22 protein-coding genes are annotated in these 26,258 nt (G+C 76.6%); 15 read left to right on the top strand and 7 right to left on the bottom strand.

Annotated features, from left to right (window positions below; translation table 11 throughout):
- Positions 1 to 3: 3 nt before the first annotated feature.
- The gene (locus JUB12_RS19595) at positions 4 to 1,893 is read right to left on the bottom strand and encodes a hydantoinase/oxoprolinase family protein (RefSeq protein ID WP_205697127.1); all 1,890 of its coding nucleotides are present in this window, start codon (positions 1,891 to 1,893) and stop codon (positions 4 to 6) included.
- Between the two features lie 14 nt (positions 1,894 to 1,907).
- Entirely contained in the window at positions 1,908 to 3,473 is a 1,566-nt protein-coding gene (locus JUB12_RS19600; protein ID WP_205697128.1) for an AMP-binding protein, read from the bottom strand.
- 140 nt (positions 3,474 to 3,613) lie between these two features.
- Between JUB12_RS19600 and JUB12_RS19605 the strand changes: the two genes are divergently transcribed.
- On the top strand, positions 3,614 to 5,317 hold the full coding sequence (locus JUB12_RS19605; RefSeq protein ID WP_205697129.1) for a GAF domain-containing protein: 1,704 nt from the start codon (positions 3,614 to 3,616) through the stop codon (positions 5,315 to 5,317).
- Positions 5,318 to 5,353: 36 nt separating this feature from the next.
- Positions 5,354 to 6,562 (top strand): sorbosone dehydrogenase family protein, encoded by a 1,209-nt coding sequence (locus JUB12_RS19610; protein WP_205697130.1) that lies wholly within the window; start codon positions 5,354 to 5,356, stop codon positions 6,560 to 6,562.
- On the opposite strand, the gene JUB12_RS19615 is transcribed toward JUB12_RS19610, so the two are convergent.
- Positions 6,514 to 7,953, bottom strand: a complete 1,440-nt coding sequence (locus tag JUB12_RS19615) for a wax ester/triacylglycerol synthase family O-acyltransferase (protein ID WP_205697131.1) — start codon at positions 7,951 to 7,953, stop codon at positions 6,514 to 6,516. The genes JUB12_RS19610 and JUB12_RS19615 overlap by 49 nt on opposite strands.
- A gap of 86 nt (positions 7,954 to 8,039) precedes the next feature.
- On the opposite strand from JUB12_RS19615, the gene JUB12_RS19620 reads away from it, so the two are divergent.
- Genes JUB12_RS19620 through JUB12_RS19630 form a run of 3 tightly spaced genes read left to right on the top strand, consistent with a single transcriptional unit; the run spans position 8,040 to position 12,071 of the window.
- A complete protein-coding gene (locus JUB12_RS19620) occupies positions 8,040 to 9,110 on the top strand; it encodes a methyltransferase domain-containing protein (protein ID WP_205697132.1) in 1,071 nt (356 codons plus the stop codon).
- The gene (locus JUB12_RS19625) at positions 9,107 to 9,880 is read left to right on the top strand and encodes an MBL fold metallo-hydrolase (RefSeq protein ID WP_241004325.1); all 774 of its coding nucleotides are present in this window, start codon (positions 9,107 to 9,109) and stop codon (positions 9,878 to 9,880) included. Before JUB12_RS19620 ends, JUB12_RS19625 begins: the two co-directional genes overlap by 4 nt.
- Positions 9,873 to 12,071 (top strand): molybdopterin-dependent oxidoreductase, encoded by a 2,199-nt coding sequence (locus JUB12_RS19630; RefSeq protein ID WP_205697133.1) that lies wholly within the window; start codon positions 9,873 to 9,875, stop codon positions 12,069 to 12,071. Before JUB12_RS19625 ends, JUB12_RS19630 begins: the two co-directional genes overlap by 8 nt.
- Here JUB12_RS19630 and JUB12_RS19635 read toward each other — a convergent pair.
- Positions 12,068 to 13,162, bottom strand: coding sequence for a Glu/Leu/Phe/Val dehydrogenase (locus JUB12_RS19635; protein WP_205697134.1), 1,095 nt, complete (start codon positions 13,160 to 13,162; stop codon positions 12,068 to 12,070). The two genes, JUB12_RS19630 and JUB12_RS19635, sit on opposite strands and share 4 nt — an antisense overlap.
- Positions 13,163 to 13,204: 42 nt before the next feature.
- Positions 13,205 to 14,596, bottom strand: coding sequence for an RNA polymerase sigma factor (locus tag JUB12_RS19640; RefSeq protein ID WP_205697135.1), 1,392 nt, complete (start codon positions 14,594 to 14,596; stop codon positions 13,205 to 13,207).
- A 202-nt stretch (positions 14,597 to 14,798) separates the two neighbouring features.
- On the opposite strand from JUB12_RS19640, the gene bktB reads away from it, so the two are divergent.
- The 9 genes from bktB to JUB12_RS19685 all read left to right on the top strand — a co-directional run bounded on the left by bktB (position 14,799) and on the right by JUB12_RS19685 (position 24,497).
- Complete coding sequence (gene bktB / locus JUB12_RS19645) at positions 14,799 to 15,977, top strand: beta-ketothiolase BktB (RefSeq protein ID WP_205697136.1); 1,179 nt, start codon at positions 14,799 to 14,801, stop codon at positions 15,975 to 15,977.
- 2 nt (positions 15,978 to 15,979) lie between these two features.
- Positions 15,980 to 17,275, top strand: a complete 1,296-nt coding sequence (locus JUB12_RS19650; protein ID WP_205697137.1) for a hypothetical protein — start codon at positions 15,980 to 15,982, stop codon at positions 17,273 to 17,275.
- 63 nt (positions 17,276 to 17,338) lie between these two features.
- Positions 17,339 to 18,355, top strand: coding sequence for a multicopper oxidase domain-containing protein (locus JUB12_RS19655; protein ID WP_205697138.1), 1,017 nt, complete (start codon positions 17,339 to 17,341; stop codon positions 18,353 to 18,355).
- 209 nt (positions 18,356 to 18,564) lie between these two features.
- On the top strand, positions 18,565 to 19,008 hold the full coding sequence (locus JUB12_RS19660) for a hypothetical protein (protein WP_205697139.1): 444 nt from the start codon (positions 18,565 to 18,567) through the stop codon (positions 19,006 to 19,008).
- Between the two features lie 38 nt (positions 19,009 to 19,046).
- Positions 19,047 to 20,282, top strand: a complete 1,236-nt coding sequence (locus JUB12_RS19665; protein WP_205697140.1) for a sorbosone dehydrogenase family protein — start codon at positions 19,047 to 19,049, stop codon at positions 20,280 to 20,282.
- Positions 20,283 to 20,296: 14 nt separating this feature from the next.
- Positions 20,297 to 21,286 (top strand): ABC transporter ATP-binding protein, encoded by a 990-nt coding sequence (locus JUB12_RS19670; protein ID WP_205697141.1) that lies wholly within the window; start codon positions 20,297 to 20,299, stop codon positions 21,284 to 21,286.
- A 21-nt stretch (positions 21,287 to 21,307) separates the two neighbouring features.
- On the top strand, positions 21,308 to 22,339 hold the full coding sequence (locus JUB12_RS19675) for an iron ABC transporter substrate-binding protein (RefSeq protein ID WP_205697142.1): 1,032 nt from the start codon (positions 21,308 to 21,310) through the stop codon (positions 22,337 to 22,339).
- Entirely contained in the window at positions 22,336 to 23,880 is a 1,545-nt protein-coding gene (locus JUB12_RS19680) for an iron ABC transporter permease (RefSeq protein ID WP_205697143.1), read from the top strand. The genes JUB12_RS19675 and JUB12_RS19680 overlap by 4 nt, the downstream gene beginning before the upstream one ends.
- Positions 23,881 to 23,888: 8 nt before the next feature.
- Positions 23,889 to 24,497, top strand: coding sequence for an SCP2 sterol-binding domain-containing protein (locus tag JUB12_RS19685; RefSeq protein WP_205697144.1), 609 nt, complete (start codon positions 23,889 to 23,891; stop codon positions 24,495 to 24,497).
- Positions 24,498 to 24,620: 123 nt separating this feature from the next.
- Here JUB12_RS19685 and JUB12_RS19690 read toward each other — a convergent pair whose 3' ends face one another.
- Positions 24,621 to 25,145, bottom strand: a complete 525-nt coding sequence (locus tag JUB12_RS19690; protein ID WP_205697145.1) for a DsbA family protein — start codon at positions 25,143 to 25,145, stop codon at positions 24,621 to 24,623.
- 77 nt (positions 25,146 to 25,222) lie between these two features.
- On the opposite strand from JUB12_RS19690, the gene JUB12_RS19695 reads away from it, so the two are divergent.
- Positions 25,223 to 25,624 carry a hypothetical protein gene (locus JUB12_RS19695; protein WP_205697146.1) on the top strand — a complete coding sequence of 134 codons (402 nt, stop codon included), beginning with the start codon at positions 25,223 to 25,225 and terminating at the stop codon, positions 25,622 to 25,624.
- On the opposite strand, the gene JUB12_RS19700 is transcribed toward JUB12_RS19695, so the two are convergent.
- Positions 25,621 to 26,253 (bottom strand): NUDIX domain-containing protein, encoded by a 633-nt coding sequence (locus JUB12_RS19700; protein WP_205697147.1) that lies wholly within the window; start codon positions 26,251 to 26,253, stop codon positions 25,621 to 25,623. The genes JUB12_RS19695 and JUB12_RS19700 overlap by 4 nt on opposite strands.
- Positions 26,254 to 26,258: the final 5 nt, after the last annotated feature.

The following is a 26,258-nucleotide window of genomic DNA, read 5'->3' on the forward strand; positions in this document are numbered from 1 at the left end:
GGTCTACGCCTCCCGGGTGAGGAACGACTGGTCGTGCTGGTCGCGCTCGAGCGTCCAGCCGGGCGGCACGCAGACGGTCACGATGTCCCCGGCGACGATCGCCGGGCCCGCGATCCGCGCGCGCGTGGCCTCCACCGCCTCGGCGGCGAAGACGGGGGTCGGGGTCGGCCGCTCGCCGTCCCAGAACACCTCGCGGGTGCTGGCGGGCGCCGGCGGCTCGGTCGGGCGCTCCTGCTCGGGGAACCCGATGTGCGGCAGGGCCGCCCGGGCGACGAGCGCCACCTCGACGGTGCCCTCCTCGACGGTCGAGCGGGCCGCGGTGAAGGTGACGTCGTCCAGCGAGAAGCCCTCGCCGCGCATGTCGATGCGGGCGCGGCGGGCGAGCTCCTCCTCGGCCCGCTCGAGACCGGCCTCGTCGCCGGCGGCGACGAGGCGCGTGTAGCGGTGCTCGACGTCGGCGAAGCCGATGCCGAAGGCGCTGCAGACGCTCGCCAGGCCGGGCACCAGGACGCGGTCGATGCCGGCGTGCTCGGCGATGCGCGCCGCGTGGACCGCGCCGCCGCCGCCGAAGGCGATCAGCACCGCCTGGCCGGAGGACGAGCGCTCGTCGAACCCGGCGCGCAGGTGGTCGCCGATGCGCCGCTCGAGCGCCTCGCGGATCGCGTGCGCCGCGGCCTCCGTCGTCAGGCCCAAGGGCGTGGCGACGTGCTCGTCGACGGCCCGCCGCGCCCGGTCGGGGTCGAGCGCCACGCGGCCGGCGAAGCGCTGGCCGGGGTCGAAGACGCCGAGCACGAGGTTGGCGTCGGTGACCGTCGCCTCGGTGCCGCCGAAGCCGAAGGAGGCGGGTCCGGGCGCGGCGCCGGCGCTGCGCGGGCCGAGCTGCAGGACGCCGTCGGCCACCTCCGCGATCGTCCCGCCGCCGCCGCCCAGCGCGTCGATGCGCCGCATGGGCAGCGAGAGCTCGGTGCCGTCGACGGCGCCGCGGCGGCTCTCCTCGATGCCGGCGTCGGCCAGGAAGGCCACGTCGGTGCTCGTGCCGCCGATGTCGATCGTCGCCACGCGGGCGAAGCCGTAGTGGCGGGCCAGCGCCCGGGCCGCCTCGACGCCGCCGGCCGGGCCCGAGTTGTGGGTCTTGAGCGCGGTGACCTTGGCGACGCGGTTCGTGGTCCCGTCGTTGCAGAAGACGAAGAGCGGCTTGTGCAGGCCGCGGGCGCGCAGGACCGACTCGGCCTCGTAGAGGAACGTCTCGAGCTGCGGGTGCAGGTAGGCGTTGAGGACCGCGGTCGCGACGCGGCGGCCGACGTCGGTGTCGGCGTCGAGCTCGGAGGAGAAGAGGACCGGCAGCGCGCCGAGGATGTGGCGCGGGTACTCGCCGAGGACGATGCGGCGCACCGCCTCCTCGCCGGCGCCGCCCTCGTCGGGCAGCACCACGACGAGGCGTTCGGCGCCGCGCTGCAGGAGCTCCTCGACGGCCTGCAGCACCGGCTCGCGGTCGGCGTCGTCGTCGCCGGTGAGCGTGACCTCGCGGACGTGCCACTCGAGCGGGTCCAGGACGTCGGCGACGAGGTCGCCGGGCTGCAGGGCACGGACGGCGCGGGCGGCGGACGGACCGGCGAGGACGCCGATGCGCGGCCCGGAGCGCTCGATGACGGTGTTCGTCCCGAGCGTCGTCGAGTAGCGGATCGACTCGACGCGGCGCAGGAGCTCCTCCTGCTCCACGCCGACGCGGCCGGCGGCCTCGTCGATGAGCTCGCGCAGCGCGACGGTGAGGTCGTGCGGCGTGGTCAGGACCTTGATCGGCCAGGTCTGCCCGTCGGCGTTGACGACGCCGTCGGTGAACGTCCCGCCGGTGTCGATGTCGATCGTGACGCGCTGGTCGGTGGTGGTGGGCACGGCTGGGCTCCTCCTCAGTTGACGGCCCGCGCGAGGCCGGTCCAGTGCTCGGCGCGCAGCGCCTTCTTGTCGGTCTTGCCGACCGGGGTCCGGGCGAGCGCGTCGGTGAACTGCACGCGCTTGGGGGCCTTGACCGACCCGAGGGCGGCCTTGGCGTGGGCGATGACGGCGTCCGCGTCGGCCCAGTCGGGGTCGCGGGGGACGACGACGGCCAGGACGGCCTCGCCCCACTTGTCGTCCGGGACGCCGATCACGGCGCACTCGGCGACCTCGGGGAGGGCGAGGATCGCGGCCTCGACCTCGGCGGGGAACACGTTGAAGCCGCCGGTGATGACCATGTCCTTCTTGCGGTCGACGATGTAGACGTAGCCGTCCTCGTCGAGCTCGCCGACGTCGCCGGTGTGGTGCCAGCCGCCCGCGTGCAGCTCGGCGGTCGCCTCGGGCAGGCCGAGGTAGCCGGGGGTGACCAGGCGCGAGCGCACGACGAGCTCGCCGCGGCCGCCGGGGCCCAGGAGCTGCTGGTCGTCGTCCATGGCGGCGACCTGCACGGCGAAGGTGGGTCGGCCGCAGCTGGCCAGCCGCGCCGGCCGATCGCCGGCGACCGCGGCCGCGACCTCCTCGGGGGAGAGGTAGGTCAGGAGGAAGGGCGCCTCGCCCTGGCCCCAGCACTGGGCCACGCACGGGCCGAACGCCGCGACGCCCTGGCCCAGGCGGTCCGGCGAGACGGGCGCGGCGGCGACGAGCAGCATCGCGAGGCTCGAGAGGTCGCGGGGCCGGCGGCGCTGCGCGTCGAGCATCGCGTAGAAGGCCGTGGGGGGCACGAACATGTGCGTGACGCCGTGGCGCTCGACGTGGTCGAGGGCGTCGTCGGCGTCGAAGCCGGGGCGGATGACGACGGTCGCGCCGACGGACGCCATGAGCGCGCCCATCACGCCGGCGGCGTGGGTGACCGGCGCCACCATGAGGTTCACCGGCTCCGGGACCGTCGGCCAGTGGCGGGTCGTCAGCTCGTTGAGCGTCGCCCACACCTGGTTGGTCCACACGACCGCCTTCGAGCGGCCGGTCGTCCCGCCGGTGGGCCACAGGACGCAGCGCTCGCCGACCGCGCCGAACGGGTCGCCGAGGTCGGGGACGGTGGTCCCGCGGCCCTGCTCGACGAGCTCCTCGAGCGACGCGGCGCCGTCGACCTCGCCGCCGAGGGCGATGACCCGCTCGAGGCCGGGGACCGCGTCGCGGATGGCGTCGAGGCGGTCGGCGAAGCTGCGGTGCAGGAAGAGCCAGCGACAGCCGACGTCGTTCATGAAGTCCGTCGTCGCGGCCAGGGCGTTGAGGTGGTTGAGCGGCGCCCAGACGCCGCCCGCGCGCCACAGACCGAGCATCGCCAGGAAGCCGGTCTCCTCGTTGGGCGCCAGGACCCCGACGGTGTCGCCGGCGCGCAGGCCCGCGGCGTGCAGGCCGGCCGCGACCTCCCACGACCGGGTGCGCGCCTCGGCGAAGGTGACCGTCGCGTCGTCGGTGACGAGGAACGGCCGGTGCGGCGCGCTGGACGCGCCCTTGTCGAAGAAGTCGATGACCCGCATGACGTCCTGCCGGCGACGCTAAGCCGGGCCCGGCGGGCCGGGCTCGGCCCAGATGGACGAAGTCGACGCACGGCTTTCGCCACCTCGGGTGTCGCATCACGTGCTTCCTCCACGCGGGTGCGCGCGGCTAGGACTGGCACATGTCCCTGGTCCTCGCTCCCGAAGCCGGCGTCGCGGGCCGGCTGCACGCCTACGAGGCGCTCATCGCGATCGGCGACCGGCTGCACGGTGCCTCGGCCGACGTCGAAGGCGCCCTGGCGATGGTCGTCGAGCAGGCCCAGGGCCTGCTGCGCACGGACATGGCGTGGCTGACGCTCGCCGACGAGGAGGGCGTGCTGCGGCCGATGCACCTGCGCGGCTTCCGCAGCGACGCGTTCCTGCACGTGAGCCTGCCGGCAGCGATGGGCGTCGGCGGCCGGGCGATCCGGCGTGGCGCGCCGCTCGTCATCGACGACTACGCGACCTTCGAGCACCCGACGAGACCGGCGGTGCGCGACACGATGCTCGCCGAGGGTGCGGTGACCATCGTCTGCGCGCCGATGCACCGCGACGGCGAGCTCGTGGGGACGCTGTACGTCGCCAACCGCCGGGCGACGGTCGTCACGGAGGAGGAGACGTGGCTGCTCGGCGCGCTCGCGGCGCAGGCGTCGATGGCGATCGCCAGCCGCCGGCTGCACCACCGGCTCCTGGTGCAGAACGACGCGCTCGAGCGCCTCTTCGGCATGCACCGGCGCCTCGTGCAGGCCAGCCTCGAGGAGCAGGGCCTCACGGGCCTGGCGGAGGTGCTCGCCGACCTCGTCGGGCGCCCGCTGCTCGTCGAGCAGGACATCTGCGAGCCGCGGACGCTGCGGGTCGCCAGCCGCGGGGTCGACGCGGGCCTCGGACCCGACCCGCGCCCCGTCGACTCGGTCCACCCGATCCAGGCGGGCATGACGCAGCTGGGGTCGATCACGGTCCTCGGCGAGGGCCTGCTCTCGCCGCTCGCGACGAGCGCGCTCGAGCAGGGCGCGACGATGCTCGCCCTCGAGCTGCTCAAGCAGCGCGCGGCGGTCGAGGTCGGCTGGCAGCTCAGCGGCGACCTGCTCGAGGAGCTGCTGGCGGCGCCCCAGCCGGTCCCGGAGGCCCTCGTGCGCCGCGCGCGGCACCTGCACGTCGACGTGACCGCGCCACACCGCGTCATCGCGCTCGGGCTCGTCAACGCCCTGGGCGACCGGCCGACGCGCCTGCTCGAGCTCGCCCGGGGCCTGGTGGCCAAGCGCGCCCTGGGCCACGGCAGCCGGGCCCTGGCGATGCGCCGCGGCACCGAGGTCCTCGTCGCCCTGCCCGACGAGCTCGCGCGCCACACCGACGACGTCCTCGACGCGCTGCGCGACCTCGCGCGGCCGGTCGTCGGGGAGCTGCACGCCGGCGTCGGCTCGCTCGACGTCGACCTGGCCGCCTCGGCGCGCGCGGCGACGTCCTGCCTGCGCCTGGCCCGCAGCGCCGAGGCGCCGGGGGCGGTCGTGCACTACGACGCGTTCGGGTCGCTGCGGTTCCTGCTCGACGCCGCCGACGTGCGCAACGCCGCGCTCATCGCCCGCGAGCCGCTCGTCCCGCTCATCGAGCACGACCGCGCGCACCGCACGCCGCTGCTGGAGACGACCCGCGCGTTCCTCGAGGTGGGCGGCCACCACGGTCGGTGCGCGGCGCGCTGCTACATCGCGTCGAGCACGCTGAAGTACCGGCTGGCCAAGGTCGAGCACGTCCTGGGCGCGCACCCGAGCGACCCGGAGCTCGGCTTCCGGCTCACGCTCGCCTTCAAGGTCCACGACCTGCTCGAGGTGCTCGGCGTCGACCCGGCCTGACGCGTCGCAGACGGCGTGGCGGGCATGCTGCCCGCGATGCGCCGGACGCTCCTGCTGGGCGTCCTCGCCGTCGCCGGCCTCGCGGCCTGCGGCGCCGGGGGCGACGACGACGACGCCACGGCGTCCGCGCCGGCGGCGACGACCGCCCAGGCGCCCGCCGAGACCGCCCAGCGCGGCGCGGGCGTGCGGCTCGCGCGCGTCGGCTCGTTCACGAGCCCGCTCTACGTCACGGCGGCGCCCGGCGACCGCCGCCGCGTCTTCGTCGTCGAGCAGGGCGGGCGGATCGTCGTGGTCCGCGGCGGGCGCAAGCTGCGCACGCCGTTCCTGGACCTGCGCTCGCGCGTCCAGGCGGGCGGGGAGCAGGGGCTGCTCGGCCTCGCCTTCCCGCGCGACTACGCCAAGAGCGGACGCTTCTACGTCTACCACACCCGCAAGGACGGGCGGCAGACCCTCGTCGAGCACCGCCGGGCGACGGCCGACCGCGCCCGGCCCGGCGCCGGCCGGACGGTCTTCGTGCATGCGGACCCGGAGGCCAACCACAACGGCGGCCAGCTCCAGTTCGGCCCCGACGGCCTGCTGTACGTCGGCACGGGCGACGGCGGCGGTGGGGACGACCAGCACGGCGAGCGCGGCAACGCCCAGGACCTCGGCTCGCCGCTGGGCAAGCTCCTGCGCATCGACCCGCGCGCGTCCGGCGGCCGGCGCTTCCGCGTCCCGCCGTCCAACCCGTTCGTCGGGCGCCCCGGGGCGCGGCCGGAGGTCTACGCCTACGGCCTGCGCAACCCGTGGCGCTTCTCGTTCGACCGCCGGACCGGCGACCTCGCGATCGGCGACGTCGGCCAGAACGCGGTCGAGGAGGTCGACTTCGTCACCAAGGGCCTGGGCCGCGGGGCGAACTTCGGCTGGCGCCCGTTCGAGGGCTCGCGGCGCAACTTCGACGAGCCGGCGCCCGGCGCGGTCGGGCCGGTCATCGAGCACGCCCACGGCGACGGCTGGTGCTCCATCACCGGCGGCTACGTCGTCCGCGACCCCGGGCTCCGCGCGCTCGCCGGCCGCTACGTCTACGGCGACTTCTGCCAGGGCGTCATCCGCTCGGCCCGGCTCTCGGCCGGCGGCGCGCAGGACGACCGACCGGTCGCGGGCCTGCCGAAGGTCGAGAGCCTCGCGTCCTTCGGCGAGGACGCCCAGGGCCGGGTCTACGTCGTCTCGCTGAGCGGGACGGTCTGGCGGCTGGCGGCCGGCTGAAGCCGGCTGCCACGGTCGCGCCGCACGCGGGCCCGCGCCTGCCACGGGGGCGGGGCGGGCGCCGGCGCGACGCGCAGCGCGTCGAAGGCCCGCTCGAGGTCGCGCGCGAGCTCGACGGCGTCCGGCATGGCCAGCTCGTCGGCGGCGACGCCGACCTGCAGCCGCCCGGCGTAGGAGATCGCGCCGATCGTCAGCGCCTGCCCGTCGAGCAGCGGGACCATCGGCAGGATCGCGTCGAGCCGGCGGCCGAGGAGCGACAGGTGCTCGGGCGGGCCGGGGACGTTCGAGACGACCAGCGAGAACGACGCCGCCTTGGCGATCGCCCGGGTCAGCGAGCGTCGCGGCGCGGCGGGCAGCAGCTCGGCCGCCTCGGCGAGCGCCGCGAGCGGCCGTGCGTCGCCCCGGCGCTTGGCCGCGGCGGTGCGCCGGCGCAGCGCGGCGAGCGCCCGGGCGGGGTCCTCCTCGCGCACCGGCAGGTCGACGGCGACGAAGGAGATCCGGTTGCCGTCGACGTGCTCGCCCTCGCGCACGTCCACGGGCACAAGCGCCTTGATCGCGGCGGGCCGCTCGCCGCGGCGCTCGAGCGCGGCGCGCATGGCGATGGTGGTCGCCGCGAGCAGGACGTCGTTGATCGTCGCGTCGTGGCGCCGGCCCGCCTCGCGGACGGCGTCGAGCGGCGTGGCCGCCCACGCGACCGCCCGGCGGCGCGTCCGGCCGCCGCGCAGGGCGGTCGGCGGCGCCGGGCGCACGACGGACTCCGCGGCGCGGGTCGCCTCGCGCAGCGCCTCGGAGGCCCGGCCGCCGGCCGCCGCCCGCAGGGCGCCGCGCGCCAGGCCGGCGGCCCCGGCCACCCGGCGGCTCGCGGCCACCGCCGCCTGGCGTCCGACCGCCGGCGGGCGCGCCGGCACCCAGCCGTCGGTGCTCTGCGGCGCGAGCCCGTCGAAGAGCGCCAGCGCCAGCTCGACCGCCGCGACGCCGTCGACCAGCGCGTGGTGGACCTGCCCGACGACCGCCCAGCCGTCGGCGAGCCCGTCGACCAGGTGCAGGCGCCACAGCGGCGCGTCGAGGTCCAGCGGGGTCGAGAGCAGGACCGACGCGGTGGCGCGCAGCTCGGCCGTCCCGCCCGGCGCCGGGACGCGGACGTGGTGGACGTGGCGGGCGACGTCGAACGCCGGGTCGTCGGCCCAGTGCGGGTCGCCCAGGCCGAGCGGCGGGCGCGCGAGGCGCCGGCGGAAGCGCGGCACCGCGTCGAGGCGGCCGTCGAGGTGGCGGCGCAGCGCGCTGAGCGTCGGCGGGGCGCCCTCCAGCCGCAGCGTCCAGCCGACGTGCATCGGCGCGCGGTCGGCGTCGAGGTCGAGGAAGGCGAGGTCGAGGGCGCTGGGGCGGTCCAAGGGGCGGCGCCCATCCTCGCACGTGGCCCCGTGGCCGCGACAGGGGCACATCGCCATGCGGACCGTCGTGCGACGATGCGCCGCGCATGCCCACCGACGGCCACGAGCGCCTCCTCGCCGTCGTGCGCGAGATGGTCCGCGAGCAGCTGCCCGCCGACCGCGCCGACGCGCTGACCGCCCGGATCGACGAGCACGTCGCCGCCATTCGCGACACGTGGCTGCTGCGGGGCGTGAACCCGTCGCGGCCGGATGCCGACCCCGCGTGGGACCTCGCGCGCGCCGAGGCCTACCGGCCGACCGAGCACGTCGGCGCGGTGCACCTCGAGCTGGGGACGTTCACGACGTTCCCCGAGTCCAAGGTCGACGAGATGGTCACCGGCGACGGCCTGAGCGAGTTCATCCGCCTGGACTTCGACCGCGAGTACCGCCCGGACGTCGTCGGCGACGTGACGGCGCTGCCGTTCCGCGAGAGCTCCGTGGACCGCGTCGCCTCGAACAGCCTCTTCGAGCACGTCGCGCACCCGCACCGGATCATCCGCGAGTCCTTCCGGATCCTGAGGCCGGGCGGCGTGATGGTGGTGGTCATGCCGTTCGTGATCCACCGCCACGGCTACCCGCACGACTACGTCCGGCTCACGCCGCAGTTCTTCGAGCGTGCGTGCCGCCAGGCGGGCTTCAGCGAGGTCGTCGTCGACGAGGACGCCTCGAGCGGGCTCTTCAACGTCCTGCACAACTCGTCGAAGATGGGCGCGGCCGACCCGGCGCTACCCGAGGCCGCGGCGGTGCAGGCCGTCCACGAGGCGGTCGTCGGCCTCCTCGGCGCGCTGCTGCCGGTCGACCGCCTGCTCCAGGACCAGTCGCGCACGTGGTTCCACTCCGTCCGCGTGCTGGCGGTCAAGCCCGGCGCCTACGAGCCCTCGCGGCGCCGGCGCGACACGACGCGGCCGATCGCCGAGCGCGTCGCCGACCTCCTCGCCGACCCGGACACCAAGGCCCCGGTCACCTTCGACGGTCGCCGCCTGACGTGCGACTTCGCGGGGCGCTGGTTCCCGGTCGAGCAGGGGATGGCGGTCATGACCGAGCCGCGCGCGCTCGAGGGCCCGGCACGGCCGCTGCGCGAGCGCGCCCGCGAGGTCGCCCGGCGGGTGCGCGGGTGAGCGCGGTGGGCGGCGAGCCGGGCCTGCCGCCCGCGGTCACGCGCCTGCGCGCCGACAACCCCTCGCCGCTCACCCTCGACGGGACGAACACCTGGGTCGTCGGGCGCGACCCCTGCTGGGTCGTGGACCCCGGCCCGCGGCTGCCCGAGCACCTCGACGCGATCGTGCTGGCCTGCGAGGCGCGCGGGGGGTGCGCCGGGGTGCTGACGACGCACGCCCACGCCGACCACGTCGAGGCCCTCGAGGACGTGCTGCGCGCGACGGGAGCACCGCACCTGCGGCCTGCCGACGGCGAGCAGGCCGGGCCGTTCACCGCCGTGGCGACCCCCGGCCATGCGCCCGACCACCTCGCGTTCGTCACCGACGGCGGAGCGTGCTGCACCGGCGACGCGGTGCTCGGCTGGGGGTCGGTGTTCGTGGCGCCCGAGCCCGGCGCGCTGCGCTCGTACCTCGACGCGCTGCGCCGCCTGCGCGCGATGCACCTGCGGATCCTGCTGCCGGGCCACGGCCCGCCGGTCTTCGACCCCGCGGCGAAGATCGACGAGTACCTCGCCCACCGGCTCGAGCGCGAGCGCAAGCTCGTGGCGGCGCTCGACGCCGGCGCGCGGACGGTCGACGCGCTGCTGGACGCCGCGTGGGACGACGTCCCGTCGCAGTTGCGCCCCGCCGCGGCGGTCACCCTGGGGTCGCACCTCCACAAGCTCGCCGAGGACGGTGCCCTGCCCACTGGCGTGCAGTGGCCGCCGGGCGTAGCCTCGGCGGGTGCCTGAGGACCGCGTCACCTTCTGCCGGATCTGCGAGGCGCACTGCGGCATGGTCGCCACGGTGCAGGACGGGCGCGTCACGCGCCTGCGCCCAGACCGCGAGCACCCGCTGAGCCGCGGGTACGCATGCCCGAAGGGCGTCGCGATGCTCGACGTCCAGAACGACCCCGACCGGGTCGTCACGCCGCTGCGCCGCGTCGGTGGGCCGGGCGACTTCGAGCCGGTCTCCTGGGACACCGCGCTGGCCGACATCGCCTCGCGGCTGGGCGCCGTGCGCGACGCCCACGGCGGCGGCGCGGTCGGCTGGTACGCCGGCAACCCGAGCGCCTTCTCGCACTCGCACCCGATCTGGGTCAAGGGCTTCATGGAGGCGCTGGGCTCCCAGCACTTCTACACCGCCTCCTCGCAGGACGTGGCCAACCGCTTCGTGGCCTCCGAGCTGCTCTACGGCTCCCCGGGGCTGCTGCCGATCCCGGACCTGCGGCGCACGCGCTTCCTGCTCGTCGTCGGCGCCAACCCGCTGGTCTCGCACGGCTCGGTGCTCACCGCGCCGCGCATCCGCGAGCAGCTGCGCGACGTCGTCGACCGCGGCGGGCGCGTCGTGGTCGTGGACCCGCGGCGCTCCGAGACGGCGCGGGCCTTCGAGCACCTCCCGGTGCGGCCCGACAGCGACGCGCTGCTGCTGCTCTCCCTGCTGCAGGTCGTCTTCGCGGAGGGCCTGGCCGACGAGGCCGCGATCGACGACCAGACCACGGGCAGCGGCTGGCTGCGCGGCGCGGTCGCGCCGTTCACGCCCGAGTCGACGGCGGCCCGGACCGGCGTCCCCGCCGGCGTGGCCCGGCAGCTCGCCCGCGACTTCGCGGCGGCCGACGGCGCCGCGGCCTACGGGCGCACGGGCTCGTGCCTCGGGCGCTTCGGGACGCTCACCGCGTTCCTGCTCGACGCGCTCACCGCGGTGACCGGGAACTTCGACGCCCCGGGCGGGCTCGTGGTCGGCAAGCCGGCGATCGCGGCCGACGAGCTGCTGGCCGGCGTCGGGCTGGACACCTACGGCACGCGCCGCTCGCGCATCGGCGGCTTCCCCGAGGTGCTCGGTGCGATGCCCGCCTCGCTGCTGGCCGACGAGGTCCAGACCGAGGGGGAGGGGCGGCTGCGGGCGCTGTTCGTCAGCGCCGGCAACCCGGTGCTCAGCGTGCCTGACGGCGCCGCGCTCGAGCGCGCGCTCGCCGACCTCGACCTCATGGTCTCGCTCGACCTCTACGTCAACGAGACCAACCGCCACGCCGACTACGTGCTGCCGGCGACGACGTTCCTCGAGCGCGAGGACCTGCCCGTCGCGTTCCTCGGGCTCTGCACGACCCCGTTCGTGCAGTGGACCGACCCGGTCGTCGAGCCGCGCGGCGAGGCCCGGGACGAGTGGACGGTCGTGCGCGACCTCGCCGACGCGATCGGCGTCAACCCGCTCCCCGGCCCCGCCCGCCGGCTGCCGCGCTGGCTGGCCCGGCGCGTCACGCCCGAGCGCCTCATCGACGCGATCCTGCGCCGTGGCCCGGAGGGCGACCTGTTCGGCCTGCGCCCGCGCGGGCTCAGCGTCCGGGCGCTGCGCCGCGAGCCGCACGGGCGCGTCGTCGCCGAGCACGTCGCCACCGGCGTCCAGCGCGACCGCCTGCACCACCCCGACGGCCGCGTCCACCTCGACCCGGCGCCGATCCGCGGCGAGCTCGATCGCCTCCTCGCGCTCGGCGAGGCCGCGGGCGACGACTTCCCCCTGCGGATGGTCAACCTCCGCGAGCTGCGCTCCCACAACTCGTGGATGCACAACAGCCCGCTGCTCGTCCGCGGCGGCCGCCGCCACGCGGCGCGCATCAACCCCGACGACGCCGCCGCGGCCGGCGTCGTCGACGGCGGCCCGGTCCGCCTCGTCTCGCCGTGGGGCGCGGTGGAGACCGAGGCCATGGTCACCGGCGAGATGTCCCCGGGCGCCGTGGCCGTGCCGCACGGCTGGGGCCACAAGGGCGGCTGGCGCGTCGCCAACGGCCTGGGCGGTCCCAACGTCAACCAGCTCGCCTCCCGCGCGCCCGAGCACCTCGAGCCGCTGTCGGGGATGGCGTGGCTGACGGGGGTGCCGGTGCGGGTGGAGCCGGTCGTGGCGCCGGCGGTTGCCGAGCGCGAGGCGGAGGTGGCCGCGCCGGCCTAGGGGCCGACCACCAGCCGCCGCCGCGCGAGCTCCATCGCCGCCGTCAGCGGCGTGACGTCCCCGCCCGCCGCCGACGCGAAGACCGTGCGCAGCGTCTCGCCGATCCGGCCGACCTCGACCACCGCGACCCCGGCGTCGTAGCCCTCGGGGCGCAGCTCGACGGCGATGTTCGTGATGCCGCCGGCGTTCACGACGAAGTCCGGCGCCCACAGGACGCCGCGGGCGTGGAGGAGGTCGGCGATCGACTCGTCGGCGAGCTGGTTGTTCGCGGCGCCGGCGATCGCGCGGGTGCGCAGGCGGGGGACGAGCTCGTGGTCGAGCACGCCGCCCAGGGCGCAGGGGGCGAGGAGGTCGACCTCCGCGGTGAGGGCGTCCTCCGGCGCCATCCAGGTCGCGCCCAGGCGCTCGGCGTCGGTGCGGCGCTCCTCGCGGATGTCGGCGACGACGAGCTGCGCCCCGCGCTCGGCCAGGAGCTCGGCGAGGCGCAGGCCGACGTGGCCGAGGCCGACGACCGCGATGCGGCGGCCCGCGACGTCGGCGCTGCCGTGGGCCTGCTCGAGCGTCGCCTCGACGCCCGCGAGGACGCCGAGCGCGGTGAATGGGCTCGGGTCGCCCGAGCCGCCGCGCTGCACCGCCAGCCCGCTGACGTGCGAGGTGACCTGCGCGATGACCTCCATCGCCTCGGCCGAGGTCCCGACGTCCTCGGCGGTGACGTAGCGGCCGTCGAGCTGCGCGACGGCGTCGCCGAAGTCCAGGAGCGCGTCGCGGCGGCGAGCGTCGTCGAGCGGGCCGTCGGGCGGCAGCATCACGACGCCCTTGCCGCCGCCCAGCGGCAGCCCGGCGACCGCGGACTTGAAGGTCATGGCGCGGCTCAGGCGCAGCGCGTCGCGCACGCCCGCGCGGGCGTCGTCGTAGGCCCACATCCGGCAGCCGCCGAGCGACGGCCCGCGGACGGTCGAGTGGACCGCGACGACGCAGAACAGCCCCGAGCGCCGGCCCCGCCGGACGTAGAGCTCCTCGTGCTCGAGGGTGGCGAGGTAGCGGTCGATGGCCCGGACGCTAGCGGGTGGAAAGTACCTGGCACCTTTCACCTGGGCGGGTGGAAAGTACCTGGCACGTTCCACCCACGCGCGCTACGGCGCGGCGAACCCGCCCGGGCCCTTGGCCGTGTGCACGTCGTGCGCCGGCTCGGCCGAGGCGGCCTCGGCGGCGGGCGGCGCGGGCGGCGTGGCGGCCGTCGGCGTCGTCGTGCCGGCGGCGCCGACCGGGGCGGCCGCAGTCTCGGTCTCGGCGGCGGGCGCGTCGCCGGGCAGGACCGGCAGCGGCGCACCGTCGGCGGCCTCGTCGGCGCCGGGCGGCGCGGCGATGCCGCCGGAGGCGGTCTCGACCGCGCTGGGCGGCGGGGCGAGCTCCGGGACGGTCAGCGAGTCCTCGTCACCGAGGCCGGACGGGTGGGTGCCCTCGGCGGGACCCTCCTCGCCGACCGGCGCCGGCTCGGCGTCAGCGGCGGCGGGGGCGTCCTTGACGCCGGCCGCGGTGGTCAGCGGCTCGACGACCGCGGCCGCGGCGGCCGCGGAGGCCGACGCGACGAGCGTGTCGCCGCCCCTGGCCGGCGCGGCGGAGGCGGCGCTCCCCGTCCCGGCGCGCGCCTCGCGGTCGCGCCGGACCTCGACGGCTCCGCCGCCGACGACCGCGGCGCAGCACACCACGGCGGCGACCTTCGCGCCGGCCGCGGCCACGCCGCCGCCGACGACCGCGGTCGTCGCGCCGCCGCCGGCGGCCGCGCTGCCACCCGCGGCCGAGGCGCCACCGCCGATCCCGATGAGCTTGGCCAGCGTGCCCAGCAGCCCGTGGCCCGGCGAGAGCGCGGCGAGCGCCTTGTCGTTGCCGCGCAGGACGGTGGCGAAGTCGCGACAGCCCGCGCACTCGCCCATGTGCCGGCGGGCCCGCGCCGGCGTGCGCACGCCGCGGTCGACCGCCTCGGCGAGCTCCTCGCGGATGTCGGCGCAGGCGGCGCCGCGCGCCTCGGCGGCCTCGGCGAGACCCATCCGGGCCCGCACGAGCAGCGACTTCACCGCCGGCACGGTCACGCCGAGCGCCTCGGAGAGGTCGACGTAGGACAGCCCCTCCATCTCGCGCATGAGCAGGGCGGAGCGCTGCTGGTCGGGCAGCCTGCGGACGTCCTGCACGAGGCGGCGCAGGTCCTCGCGGCGCTCGGCCTCGTCGGGCGGGTCGACCACGCGCGTGCGGTTGACGTCGAAGACGTCCTCGGCCGCGGGAGCGGGCCGGCGCAGCTGGTCGATGCAGCGGTTGTGGGCGACGCGGTAGAGCCAGGCGCGCAGCGTCAGCGGCCGGTCGTCGGCGCGCAGGGCGTGGTAGGCGCGCAGGAAGACGTCCTGCAGCGCGTCCTCGGCGTCGCTGCGCGAGCCGCCCAGCATCTGACGCGCGTACGCGAGCAGGCGCGCCTGGTAGCGGTCGTGCATGACGCGGAACGCGTCGTCGTGGCCCGCGCGGAACAGCGCCACGAGCTGCTCGTCGGAGCGCAGCCGCAGCAGAGGGCCAGAGGCCGTGAGGCGGCCGAGACCTGCAGGGGCTCGTAGGGAAGCGGCTTCCACGCGGTCTCCTCTCGGGGATGCTAACGGGCAGTCCGACGACGAAGTTGCGGCTCAGGGTCGCGGAATCCCGTGAGACGCCTCTGAGAGGCCATTCGCACTACCGTGCCGCGCTGTGACTGGCGTCGTCATCTCCTCCGCCGCGCGCACCGCGATCGGCTCCTACGGCAAGTCCCTCGCGGGCGTCGCCCCGACCGACCTGGGGGCCACGGCCGCCACCGCCGCCATCGAGCGCGCGGGGATCGACCCCGAGCAGGTCGACCACGTCGTCTTCGGCAACGTGATCCACACCGCGCCCGAGGACATGTACATGGCCCGCGTGGTGGGCATGAAGGCGGGGATCCCGAAGGAGACCCCGGCGTTCACCGTCAACCGCCTCTGCGGCACGGGCGTGCAGTCGATCGTCAGCGCCTGCCAGGCCATCCAGTCCGGCGACGTCGGCGTCGCGCTTGCCGGCGGCGCCGAGTCCATGAGCCGCGGGCCGTACTGGATCCCGAACGGCCGCTGGGGCGCGCGCATGGGCGAGACGAAGATGGTCGACCCGGTCATGGGCGGCCTGACCGACCCGTTCCACGACATCCTCATGGGCGTCACCGCCGAGAACCTCGCCTCGCGCAAGGGCATCTCCCGCGAGGACCAGGACGCCTTCGCCGTCGAGTCGCACCGCCGCGCGAGCGCCGCCCAGGCCGCCGGCAAGTTCGACGACGAGGTCGTCGGCGTGGAGGTCCGCGTCAAGCGCGACACCGTCGTCTTCGACAAGGACGAGCACATCCGCCACGAGGTCGACCAGGCGGCCATGGCGAAGCTCAAGCCGGTCTTCAAGGGCGACGGCTCGGTCACCGCGGGCAACGCCTCGGGCATGAACGACGCGGGCGCCGCCGTCGTCCTCATGAGCGAGGAGCGCGCGCAGGAGCTCGGCGCCCCCGTCCGGGCGAAGATCCTGTCCTACGCCTCCTGCGGCGTGGACCCCGAGATCATGGGCATCGGCCCCGTCCCGGCGGTCAAGAAGGTCCTCGAGCGCGCGGGCGTGGCGCAGGACGACATCGGGGTCTGGGAGCTCAACGAGGCCTTCGCCGCCCAGGCGCTGGCCGTCATGCGCGACCTCGACCTCGACCCGGCGAAGGTCAACCCGAACGGCGGCGCGATCGCCCTCGGCCACCCGATCGGCGCCTCGGGCACCGCCATCACGGCCAAGCTCCTGAGCGAGATGGACCGCGAGGGCCACCGCTACGGCGTCGTGACCCTCTGCATCGGCGGTGGCCAGGGCATCGCCATGCTCCTCGAGCAGGCCTAGGCATGCGGCTCGCGGCCGGCGCCCTGGCGCTGGCCGCGCTGACCCTCCTCGCCCCCTCGCAGCCCGGCTACGACCCGTGGGCCTGGCTGCTGTGGGGGCGCGAGCTCGCGCACGGGACGCTGTCGACCGCCGAGGGCCCGGCGTTCAAGCCGCTGGCCGTCGCGCTGTGCATCCCGCTCGCGGCGCTGGGCGACGCCGCCCCCGAAGCGTGGCTCGTCCTCGCCCGGGCCGGCGCGATCGCGGCCGTCGCGCTCGCCGCGGCGCTCGCCTGGCGGCTGGCCCCGGACGACCGCCGCGCCCCGGCCGCCGCCCTCGCCGCCGCCGCCGTCCTGCTCGCGGCGGGCTGGTGGTGGCACGCCGCGGTCGGCAACAGCGAGGGCCTGACCCTCGCGCTGCTGCTCGGCGCGGCCCACCGCCTCCTCGACCGCCGCCCCGGCCAGGCGCTCGCCCTCGGCGTGCTCGCCGGCCTGCTGCGCCCGGAGGCCTGGCCGCTGCTCGGCCTCGCCGGGCTGGGGCTCTGGCGGGCGCGGCCGGCCCTGCGCCCGTGGCTCGTGGCGGGCGCCTTGGCGCTGCCGGCGCTCTGGTTCGTCCCGGAGTGGCTGGGCTCGGGGGACCCGCTGCGCTCGGGGGCGCGCGCCCGCGTGCCCAACCCGGGCCAGCCCGCGCTCGCCGACGTCCCCGCGCTGGCCTCCCTCGAGCAGGCGCTGCGCATCCCGCTGCTGCCCGTCCTCGTGCTCGGCCTCGCCGGCCTCGCCGACCGCCGCGCGCGGCTCGTCGTCGCCGCCGCGCTGGCCTGGCTGGTCACCGTGGCGCTCATGGCGCAGGCCGGCTTCTCGGGCGAGCCGCGCTACGCCGTGCCGGGGGCTGCGCTGCTGGCGGTCCCGGCGGCGGTCGTCCTGACGCGCGCCCCCCGCACGGTGCTCGCGGTCGGGGTGGGCGCCCTCGCGGTGGCCGGGGTCCTGCGCGCGGGCGACGTGCGCGGCGAGCTGCGGCGCGCCGCCGACGACGCACGGCTGTGGGCGGCCCTGCCCCCGGCGCTCGAGGCCGCCGGCGGCCGCGACGCGGTGCTGGCCTGCGGGACCCCGGTCACCGGGCGCCTGCGCGGCACCGGCGTCGCGTACGCCCTCGACGTCGAGAAGCGCCGCGTGCTGTTCGACCCCGCCCGCGCCGGGGTCCTGCTGCGCTCGCGGATCCGGCCGGGCGCGGGGGTGCAGCCGCCCGCACCGGCGGGCGCGCCGGCGATCGGCCGCAGCGCCCGCTGGGAGCTGCGCGCCGCCCGCTGCCGGGACACCGGCTAGCCGCACCGAGCGGCGCGCCGGCTGCCCTACCCTCATCCGCCTGATGTGGGCAGGGGGTCGACGATGAGCCTCGACCGGCGGGGCTTCCTCGCCGCGGGCGGCGGCGCGCTGGTCTGCACGCTCGCGGGCCAGAAGGTGCGCGAGGACCGCGAGGCCGACCTCGAGCGCCTGGCGCTCGACGTGCCCGAGCCCGACGCGGTGAGGACCGGGGCGCGGGCTGCGCAGGCGACCGTCAGCGGGCCGCGCCGCGAGTACTGGCTCGTGGCCGAGCCGGTGCGCTGGACGATCGTCCCGAACAAGCGCGACGAGATGATGGACGCGGCGGTGAAGGGGCGCACCACGTTCGGGGCCTACGCCTACGTCGCGTACTCGAAGGACTTCGGACGCCCGCTGGGCAAGGCCACGATCCCGGGGCCGACGCTCGAGGCGGAGGTCGGCGAGACGCTCGTCGTGCACTTCCGCAACCGCACGAAGGTGCCGCTGACGGTGCACCCCCACGGCGTCTTCTACACGCCGGACATGGACGGGGCCTACAAGGGCCGGTTCTCCGACCCCGGCGGCTTCGTCAAGCCGGGCGCGACGTTCACCTACGTCTGGGAGTGCCGCGAGGGCACCGAGGGCGTCTGGCCCTACCACGACCACGGGCCCATGGACCCGCTGCCGGTGTACAAGGGCCTCTTCGGCTTCCTCAACGTCCGCAAGCCCGGCGCGCCCCGACCCGACGTCGAGCACTACATCGCCTTCCACGCGTTCCTGCCGGTGGCGACGGGCCTCAAGACGGCCTACCAGTGCATCAACGGCCGCTCGTTCACCGGGAACACGCCGACGCTCACCGCGAAGGTCGGCCAGCGCGTCGCCCAGCACATCACGGTGATGAGCGACGACTTCCACACCTACCACCTGCACGGGCACCGCTGGCGGGGCCCCGACGGCCGGGTCGTGGACAATGTGACCCTCGGCCCCGCGGACGCCTACTCCCTGGAGTTCGTCGAGGACAACCCGGGCCGCTGGTTCTACCACTGCCACGTCTTCAGCCACCTGCACGAGGGCATGAGCGGCTGGTACGTCGTCGATCCCTGATCGCCGGCGCGCTCGCCGCGGTCCTGCTCGCCGTCCCCGCGCACGCGACCTCGCGCAAGGTCGGCGTCGGCGACTACCGCTGGTCGGTCCCGGAGGTCCGCGTCGACCTCGGCGACACCGTCGCGTGGACCTACGCCGGGCCGGACACGCGCCACTCGATCACGCCCCAGGCGCCCGGCGCGCCGTGGCCGGACACCGATCGCGGCGCAGTGGCCGAGCACGCGATCGGCGAGGTCCACACGCTGCGCTTCGACGCGCCCGGGACCTTCCTCTTCCAGTGCCGCCTGCACGCCGCGGTGCGGGGTGCCGTCGTCGTGTCCGACCGCCCGGGCGACGGCCGGCCGAGCCCGGACCCCGATCCGCCCCTGCGGCTGGACCTGCGCCCGCCGCACCTCGACGGCGTCCGGGTCACCGGACGCACGCTGCACTTCGCGCTCGACGAACGCGCCGAGGTGGTGGTCGACGTCGAGCGCCGGGTGCGCGGGCGCTGGCGGGCCGTGGCGCGCAAGCGCGTCGACGGCCACGTCGGCTTCAACCGCACGCTGCTGCCGCGCCGCGTGCGCGGCGCCGGGCGCTTCCGCGTCCTGCTCGTCGCCACCGACGACGGCGCGAACCGGACCCGCGACATCGTGACGCGGTTCCGCCGGGCGTAAGGGCAGCCGAAGACGCGACTCGCTACCTTGCCGCGCCGATGCGCGCCGTGGCTCTCGCGACAGGCCTCCTGCTCGCGGCCACCGCCACGGCCGCGGCGGGCTGCGCCGCCGATGCGGTGGACGAGCCCGACGGCGCGACGGCCGCCCGCCCGGCGGCGCGCACCTCGACGCTGCCGCTGTGGCGCCAGCCGCCCGACAAGCCGCCGGGCCCGGCGCCCGCGCCGGTCGTCGGCGACCGCCGGTCCTTCGCCCTGCGCGAGGTCGCGCGCGGCCTGCGCCAGCCCAACCAGCTCGTCGCCCGGCCCGGCGACGACCGCCTGTACGTCGTGGAGCAGCGCGGCGTCGTCCGGGTCCTGGGCGCCGGCGGCGCGGTGCGCGACGAGCCGTTCCTCGACCTGCGCGCGCGGACCAGGGCGCTGGGCGAGCAGGGGCTGCTGTCGCTCGCCTTCGCCGACGAGGGACGCACCGCCGTCGTCCTGCACACGACGCGCCGCGGCGGCCACAGCCGCGTGCTGGCCATCCCCGCCGGCGAGCACCGCGCAGCGCTCGACCGGGCCCGGACGCTGCTCGCGGTCCGCCAGCCCTTCGAGAACCACAAGGGCGGCACGGTCCTCGTCGACGAGCGCGGCCGGGTCGTGGTCGGCCTCGGCGACGGCGGCAGCGCCTTCGACCCGGGCCAGCGCGCCCAGGACCCGCGCACGCAGCTCGGCAAGCTCCTGCGCCGCGGCCTGGACGGCCGTTGGGAGGTCGTCGCCACCGGCCTGCGCAACCCGTTTCGCATGAGCTTCGACCGGGAGACCGGCCGCCTCTGGCTGGGCGACGTCGGCCAGGACCGCGTCGAGGAGGTCGACGCGCTCTTCCTGCCAGAGACCGGCGCGCCGGTCCCGAACCTCGGCTGGGCCGCCTACGAGGGCGACCTGCCGCTGGGCCGCAAGCGCCTGGCGTCCCGCGCGCAGCTCACGTGGCCCGTCGCCTCCTACCGCCACCGCGACGGCCACTGCTCGGTCACGGGCGGCTTCGTCTCGCGCGGGCCGCGCCTCGACGCGTTGCGCGGCCGCTACGTCTTCGGCGACTTCTGCCGCGGGACGATGTGGTCGCTGGACGCCGCCGGCGCCGAGGACCCAGCGCGCCTGGACCTGCGCCGCGAGGCCGAGCGCCTGCCCGGCCTGGTCTCCTTCGGCGAGGACGGCCGCGGCGAGCTCTACGCCCTGACGATCGACGGCGTGGTGCACCGCCTCGTGGCACCCGGGTCCGGCGCGCAGGGCCGTCGTTAGGATCCCCGAACTCCATGGCCACCGTCCTCGTCGACGACGTCTCGAAGCGCTTCGGTGCGACCGTCGCCGTGGACGGCGCGCGGCTCGACGTGGCCAGCGGCGAGGTCGTCGCCCTCCTCGGGCCCTCGGGCTGCGGCAAGACGACGCTGCTGCGCCTGGTCGCGGGCTTCGAGGAGCCGGACACCGGCAGGGTCTCGATCGCCGGCCGTGCCGTGGCGGGTCCGGCCGTCGCGACCGTCCCGCCCGAGCGCCGGCGGGTCGGCATGGTCTTCCAGGACTACGCGCTGTTCCCGCACCTCACCGTCGCGGAGAACGTCGGCTTCGGCGTCGAGCGCCGCCGGCGCGCCGCCCGCGGCGCGGAGGTCCTCGAGCTCGTCGGCCTGCCGCAGCTCGGCGCCCGCTACCCGCACGAGCTCTCGGGCGGCCAGCAGCAGCGCGTCGCCCTGGCCCGCGCGCTGGCGCCCGACCCCGACGTCGTCCTGCTGGACGAGCCGTGGAGCGCGATCGACCCGGTGCTGCGCGCGTCGATGCGCGCGGAGCTCGCCGCGATCCTGCGCGCCGCCGGCACCACCGTCCTGCTCGTCACCCACGACCAGGAGGAGGCGCTGGCCCTCGCCGACCGCGTCGCGCTCATGCGCGACGGGCGGATCGTCCAGGTCGACGCGCCCGAGCGCCTCTACCACGCGCCGGTCGACCGCTGGTCGGCCGAGTTCGTCGGCGCCGCCAACGTCCTCGACGGCGCGCATGCCCTGACGCTCGGCATCACGTGCGAGCCGACCGCCCAGGAGGTCGTCGTGCGCCCCGAGCGCATCGAGCTCGCGCCGCGCGCGGACGGCGACGCCGAGGTCGTCGGCCGGGAGTTCCGCGGCCACGACGTCCTGTACCGCGTCCGCCTGGCCGACGGCACCGTGCTCGTCGCCCAGCGGCCGTCCACCGAGCTCGTCGCCCTCGGCGACCGGGTGGCGGTCGCCGTCCAGGCCGGTCCCGCCGCCGTCCTCCGCTGACCCCGCCCCAAGGAGCCCCCCGTGAAGCGCACCCTCCTCGCGATCCTCGCGCTCGCCCTGCCCGCCGCCGTCGCCGGCTGCGGGGACGACGAGCCGTCCTCGTCGTCGTCGGCCGGCGGCGGCGACGGGCAGCGCCTGACCGTCTACTCCGGCCGCAACGAGCGGCTGGTCGGCGACCTGTTCAAGCAGTTCACCAAGGCCACCGGCGTGCAGGTCCAGGTCCGCTACGGCGACTCGGCCGAGCTCGCCGCCACGATCGCCGAGGAGGGCGACGCCTCGCCGGCCGACGTCTTCTTCTCCCAGGACGCCGGCGCGCTGGGCGCCGTCCAGCAGGCCGGCCTGCTCGCGCCCGTCCCCGCGGCCGCGGCGGCGAAGGTCCCCGAGCGCTTCCGGACCGACCGCTGGATCGGCACGAGCGGCCGCGCGCGCGTCGTGGCCTACTCGACCGAGCGCCTGAAGGCCTCGCAGCTGCCGTCCTCGATCCTCGACTTCTGCGACGACCGCTGGGAGGGGAAGATCGGCTTCCCGCCGCCCAACGCCTCGTTCCAGTCGTTCGTCAGCGCGATGCGCATCGCCCTGGGCGAGGAGCGCGCGCGGGACTGGCTGGAGTGCATGGAGCGCCAGGACCCGACGCTGCTGGAGAACAACATCCAGACCGAGGAGGCGATCGCCGACGGCGAGATCGACGTCGGGTTCGTCAACCACTACTACCTGCCCGAGCTCAAGGCCGAGCGCCCGGGCTTCCCGGTCGCCAACCACTTCCTGAAGGCGGGTGACCCGGGCTCGCTGGTGAACGTCGCGGGCGTGGGCCTCCTCGCGTCGTCCGAGCGCCAGGACGCGGCGCGCCGCTTCCTCGACCACCTGCTCTCGCCCGCCGGCCAGCGCTACTTCTCGACGAGGACCTTCGAGTACCCGCTCGTCGCCGGGATCCCGCGGCCCAGGGAGACGCGGCCGCTCGAGGACGTCCACGGTCCCGACATCGCGCTCAGCGAGCTCGGCGAGAAGCTGCCCTCGACGCTCGAGCTCCTGCAGGACGTCGGCCTCGTGAAGTGAGGCTCGTCGCCGCCGCCGCGACGCTCGTCGCGGCGGCCGCCGTCCTCCCGCTGGTCTACCTGCTCGTCCGTGCGGGTGGCGCGTCGGCGGACGCCTGGGACACGCTCCTGGACGACCGCACCGCGCTGCTGGTCTGGCGCACCGCGCTGCTCGTCGCGGTCGTCACGGCGGGCGCGGTGCTCCTCGGCGTCGGCCTGGCGTGGCTCGTCGAGCGCACCGACGTCCCGGGGCGCCGGGTGCTGGCCGTGGCGGCGGCGCTGCCGCTCGTGGTCCCGAGCTACGTCACGGCGCTCGCGCTGCTCGCCGCGTTCGGGCCGGGCGGGCTGGTCAGCGCCGGCGACTGGGTCTTCGGCCTGCCGGGCGCCGCGCTCGCGCTCGTCCTGGCGACCTACCCCTACGTCTACCTGCTGTGCGCCGCGGGGCTGCGGCGGATGGACCCGGCGCTCGAGGAGGCCGCGCGGACCCTCGGGCGGACGCGCGCGGCGGTCTTCCGCCAGGTGACGTTGCCCGTGCTGCGCCCGTCGATCGCCGGTGGTGCGGTGCTCGTCGCGCTCTACGCGCTGTCGGACTTCGGCGTCGTGTCGCTCATGCGCTACGACGCACTGACCCGCGCCGTCTTCACGCAGTACCGCTCGCTCTTCGACCGCACGCCGGCCGCGCTGCTCGGGCTGGTCCTCGTGGCGCTGACGGTCGTCGTGCTGGTGCTCGAGGCGCGCTCGCGCGGGCGGGGGCGGGTGCGCCGCAGCGCCGCGGGCGCCGACCGCCCGGCCCAGCGGGTGGCGCTCGGCCGCTGGCGCTGGCCGGCGGCCGTCGCGGGTTGGGGTGCGGTGGCGGTCGCGCTGCTCGTCCCGGTCGGCGTCCTGCTCGGGTGGTCGCTGCGCGACGCGGCCGAGCACCCGTCCTTCGGCGACCTGGCGGGCTGGACCGGCAGCTCGCTCCTGGGCTCGGGCCTGGCGGCGGTCGTCGCGATGGCGGCCGCGCTGCCGGTGGCCGTCCTGGCGACGCGGCGCCCCGGGCGGGTCAGCGCGGTGCTCGAACGGGCGACGTACGCGTCCAACGCGCTGCCGGGGATCGTCATCGCCCTCTCGCTGGTCTTCTTCGCCACGCGCGTCGCCGAGCCGGTCTACCAGACGCTCGCGCTGCTGGTCTTCGCCTACGTGGTGCGCTTCCTGCCCCAGGCGCTGGCGGGCGCGCACGGCGCGCTCGTGCGCGTCGACCCGGAGCTCGAGCGGGCGGCGCGCGGGCTGGGCGCGTCGCCGGCGCGGGTGCTCGCGCGGGTGACGGCGCCGCTCATGGCGCCGGGCCTGCTGGCGGGCGCGACGCTCGTCTTCCTGTCGACGATGAAGGAGCTGCCGGTGACCCTGCTCCTGCGGCCGATCGGGTTCGACACGCTCGCGACCGAGGTGTGGACGGCGACCGGCGTGTCGGCCTACGGGACCGCCGCGTACCCCGCTCTGGCGCTCATCGCCATCAGCATCCCGGTCGTCTGGACGCTGCAGGTCCGACCGCGGGGCGATGCGCGCACGGACCTGCAAGAGTGAGGCGTCCCATGGCGCAGTTCGCGACCGCCGAGGACGTCCACGAGCAGCTGGGCAAGCTGCTGCGCAGCATCGCCGCCGACCCGGAGCTCTCGGGGCAGGCGCAGCGTCTCGACGCCGTCGTCCAGCTGCAGCTCACCGACCCCGAGGCGCAGCTGGCGCTGCGCGCCCGCGAGGGCCAGCCGGTGGCGGCGCTCGTCGGCGAGACCGCGGGCGACGCGGACGTCGTGCTCGAGCTCGAGGCCGACGTGGCGCACGCGCTCTTCCTCGGCCAGCTCGAGCTGACGGGCGCGCTGGCCGGTGGCCGGCTGCGCACGAAGGGCCCGGCCGCGAAGGTCCTGCGCGTCTTCCCGCTGGCCAAGGCCGCTGCGCCGCGCTACCAGCAGGTGCTGGACGGCGAGGACGTGCCGCTCGGCGAGGCGCCGGCGCCGGCCGAGGAGGCGCCGGGCGCCGAGGCGCCGGAGGCGCAGGCCGCCGAGGCGCCGGCCGAGGGCGCCGCGCCCGAGGCCGTCGAGGGGGCCGAGGCCGACGTCGCCGAAGGCGACGCCCGGGCCGCCGAGACGCCCGCCGAGGTCGCCGAGACGCCCGCCGAGGGCGACGACGCGCCCTCCGCCGCCTAGGCGCCGCTCAACCGGACGTCCGTCCGCGGGCACGCCGGGTACAGGCCTGGTGCGGGGCGGTCGATGCTGCCCGCAGACCTCCTGGGGAGGAGGACGGGGCGGCGCACGCGCCGCCCGGCACGGCTAGGCCACCGCGCGCCGCTCGCGCGCGGTGGCCAGCAGCCGCCGCAGCGCCTCGGCGCTCTGCGCGCCCTGGACCGCGACCCGTTCGCCGGCCAGGAAGAACGGCACCGCGTCGATCCCGATGCGCTGGGCGACCAGCACGTCCTGCGCGACCTCCTGCTCGCCGGCGCCCTCGTCGGCGATCGCCCGCAGGACCTCGGGCTTGAGTCGTGCCGCGGCGGCCACGAGCGGCACCGCGACGTCCGGGTCGCTGACGTCCCGCCCCTCGTCGAGGTGGGCGGCGAAGAGCGCCTCGAGAGCCGCCGTGCCCGCTGCCGGCCCGGCCGCGTGCGCGGCGACCTTCACCAGCCGGTGGGCCAGCCGCGTCGACGGCCCGTCGCCGCCGAGCTCGAAGGCCCGATGCACGACGACGACGCTCCCGTCCGGCTCGCCCGCCACGACCTCCGCGAGCTGCTCGTGGCCCTTGCGGCACCACGGGCACGCGACGTCGGACCACACCTGCACCACCAGGGGCTCGTCGGCCATGGCCCGGGGGATGCTCACCCGGCAGGCGTCGGACACCTGCTGCTTGGGCGGCGAGGTGCCGGGGTACGGATGCGGACATGCGGCTCCTCGTAGTGGCGACCGACCCGGTCGAGGCCGACGACGTGCGCTCGGCCGTCGACGACGACCTCGACGGGGCGGAGGTCCTCGTCGTGAGCCCCGCGGTCCACGAGTCCGCCGTCGCCTTCTGGATGAGCGACAGCGACCAGGCCATCGAGGACGCCGAGCAGGCGGCGCGCAAGACGGCCGAGGCGCTGCGCGACGCCGGCGCAAGCGCGCGCAGCGAGACCGGCGAGGCCGACCCGCTGCTCGCGCTGCAGGACGCGCTGGCGACCTACCCCGCCGACCGCGTCCTCGTCTTCGCGCGCGGCGACGAGGAGGCCCAGCGCTACCGCGAGGACGAGCTGGCCGAGGAGGCGCAGCGACGCTTCTCGGTGCCCGTCGCCGTCGTCGAGCGCTAGTCGTCGTAGCCCGGCTCGCCGGGCAGCAGCACACGGGCGGTCTCGCCGCTCACCACGACCTTCGGCTGCACCGGCACGACCTCGCGGCCCCGGGCGAAGGCCAGCAGCTCCTCGGCGCTGGCGAAGCCCGACAGCTGCTCGAGGTGCTTGATGGTCGGGAAGACCAGCATGATGCGGCCCTCCTGGTGGGCGTCCAGCGCGCCCTGCGGCGTGAACCAGCCGAGGTCGACGCACTCCTCGCCGTCGACGCGCGGCTCGATCCCGTCCGGGGCCTGCGCGAGGAAGAAGTGCGTGTCGAAGCGGACCGAGACCTGCTCGGGCGTGATCCACCGCGAGAACTTCACGAGGCCGGCGGGGTCGACCCCGCCGACCGCCGCCTCCTCCTCGAGCTCGCGCACGGCGCAGACGCGGTGGGCCTCGTCGCCCTCGCCCTCGCCCGCGTCCACCGCGCCGCCGGGGAAGACCCAGACGCCGCCCATGAACCGCGCCTCGGGCGTGCGCTGCACGAGCAGCAGCTCGAGCGCGTCGGCGCCGCCGCGCAGCAGGATCACCGAGGCCGACTGCCGCGGCGTGACCGGGGCGCCCTCGTTGAGCGTGGTCCCGGGCTCGGGACCGTCGACCTCGGTCATCGACC

Source organism: Conexibacter sp. SYSU D00693, from assembly GCF_017084525.1.
Classification (GTDB): domain Bacteria; phylum Actinomycetota; class Thermoleophilia; order Solirubrobacterales; family Solirubrobacteraceae; genus Baekduia.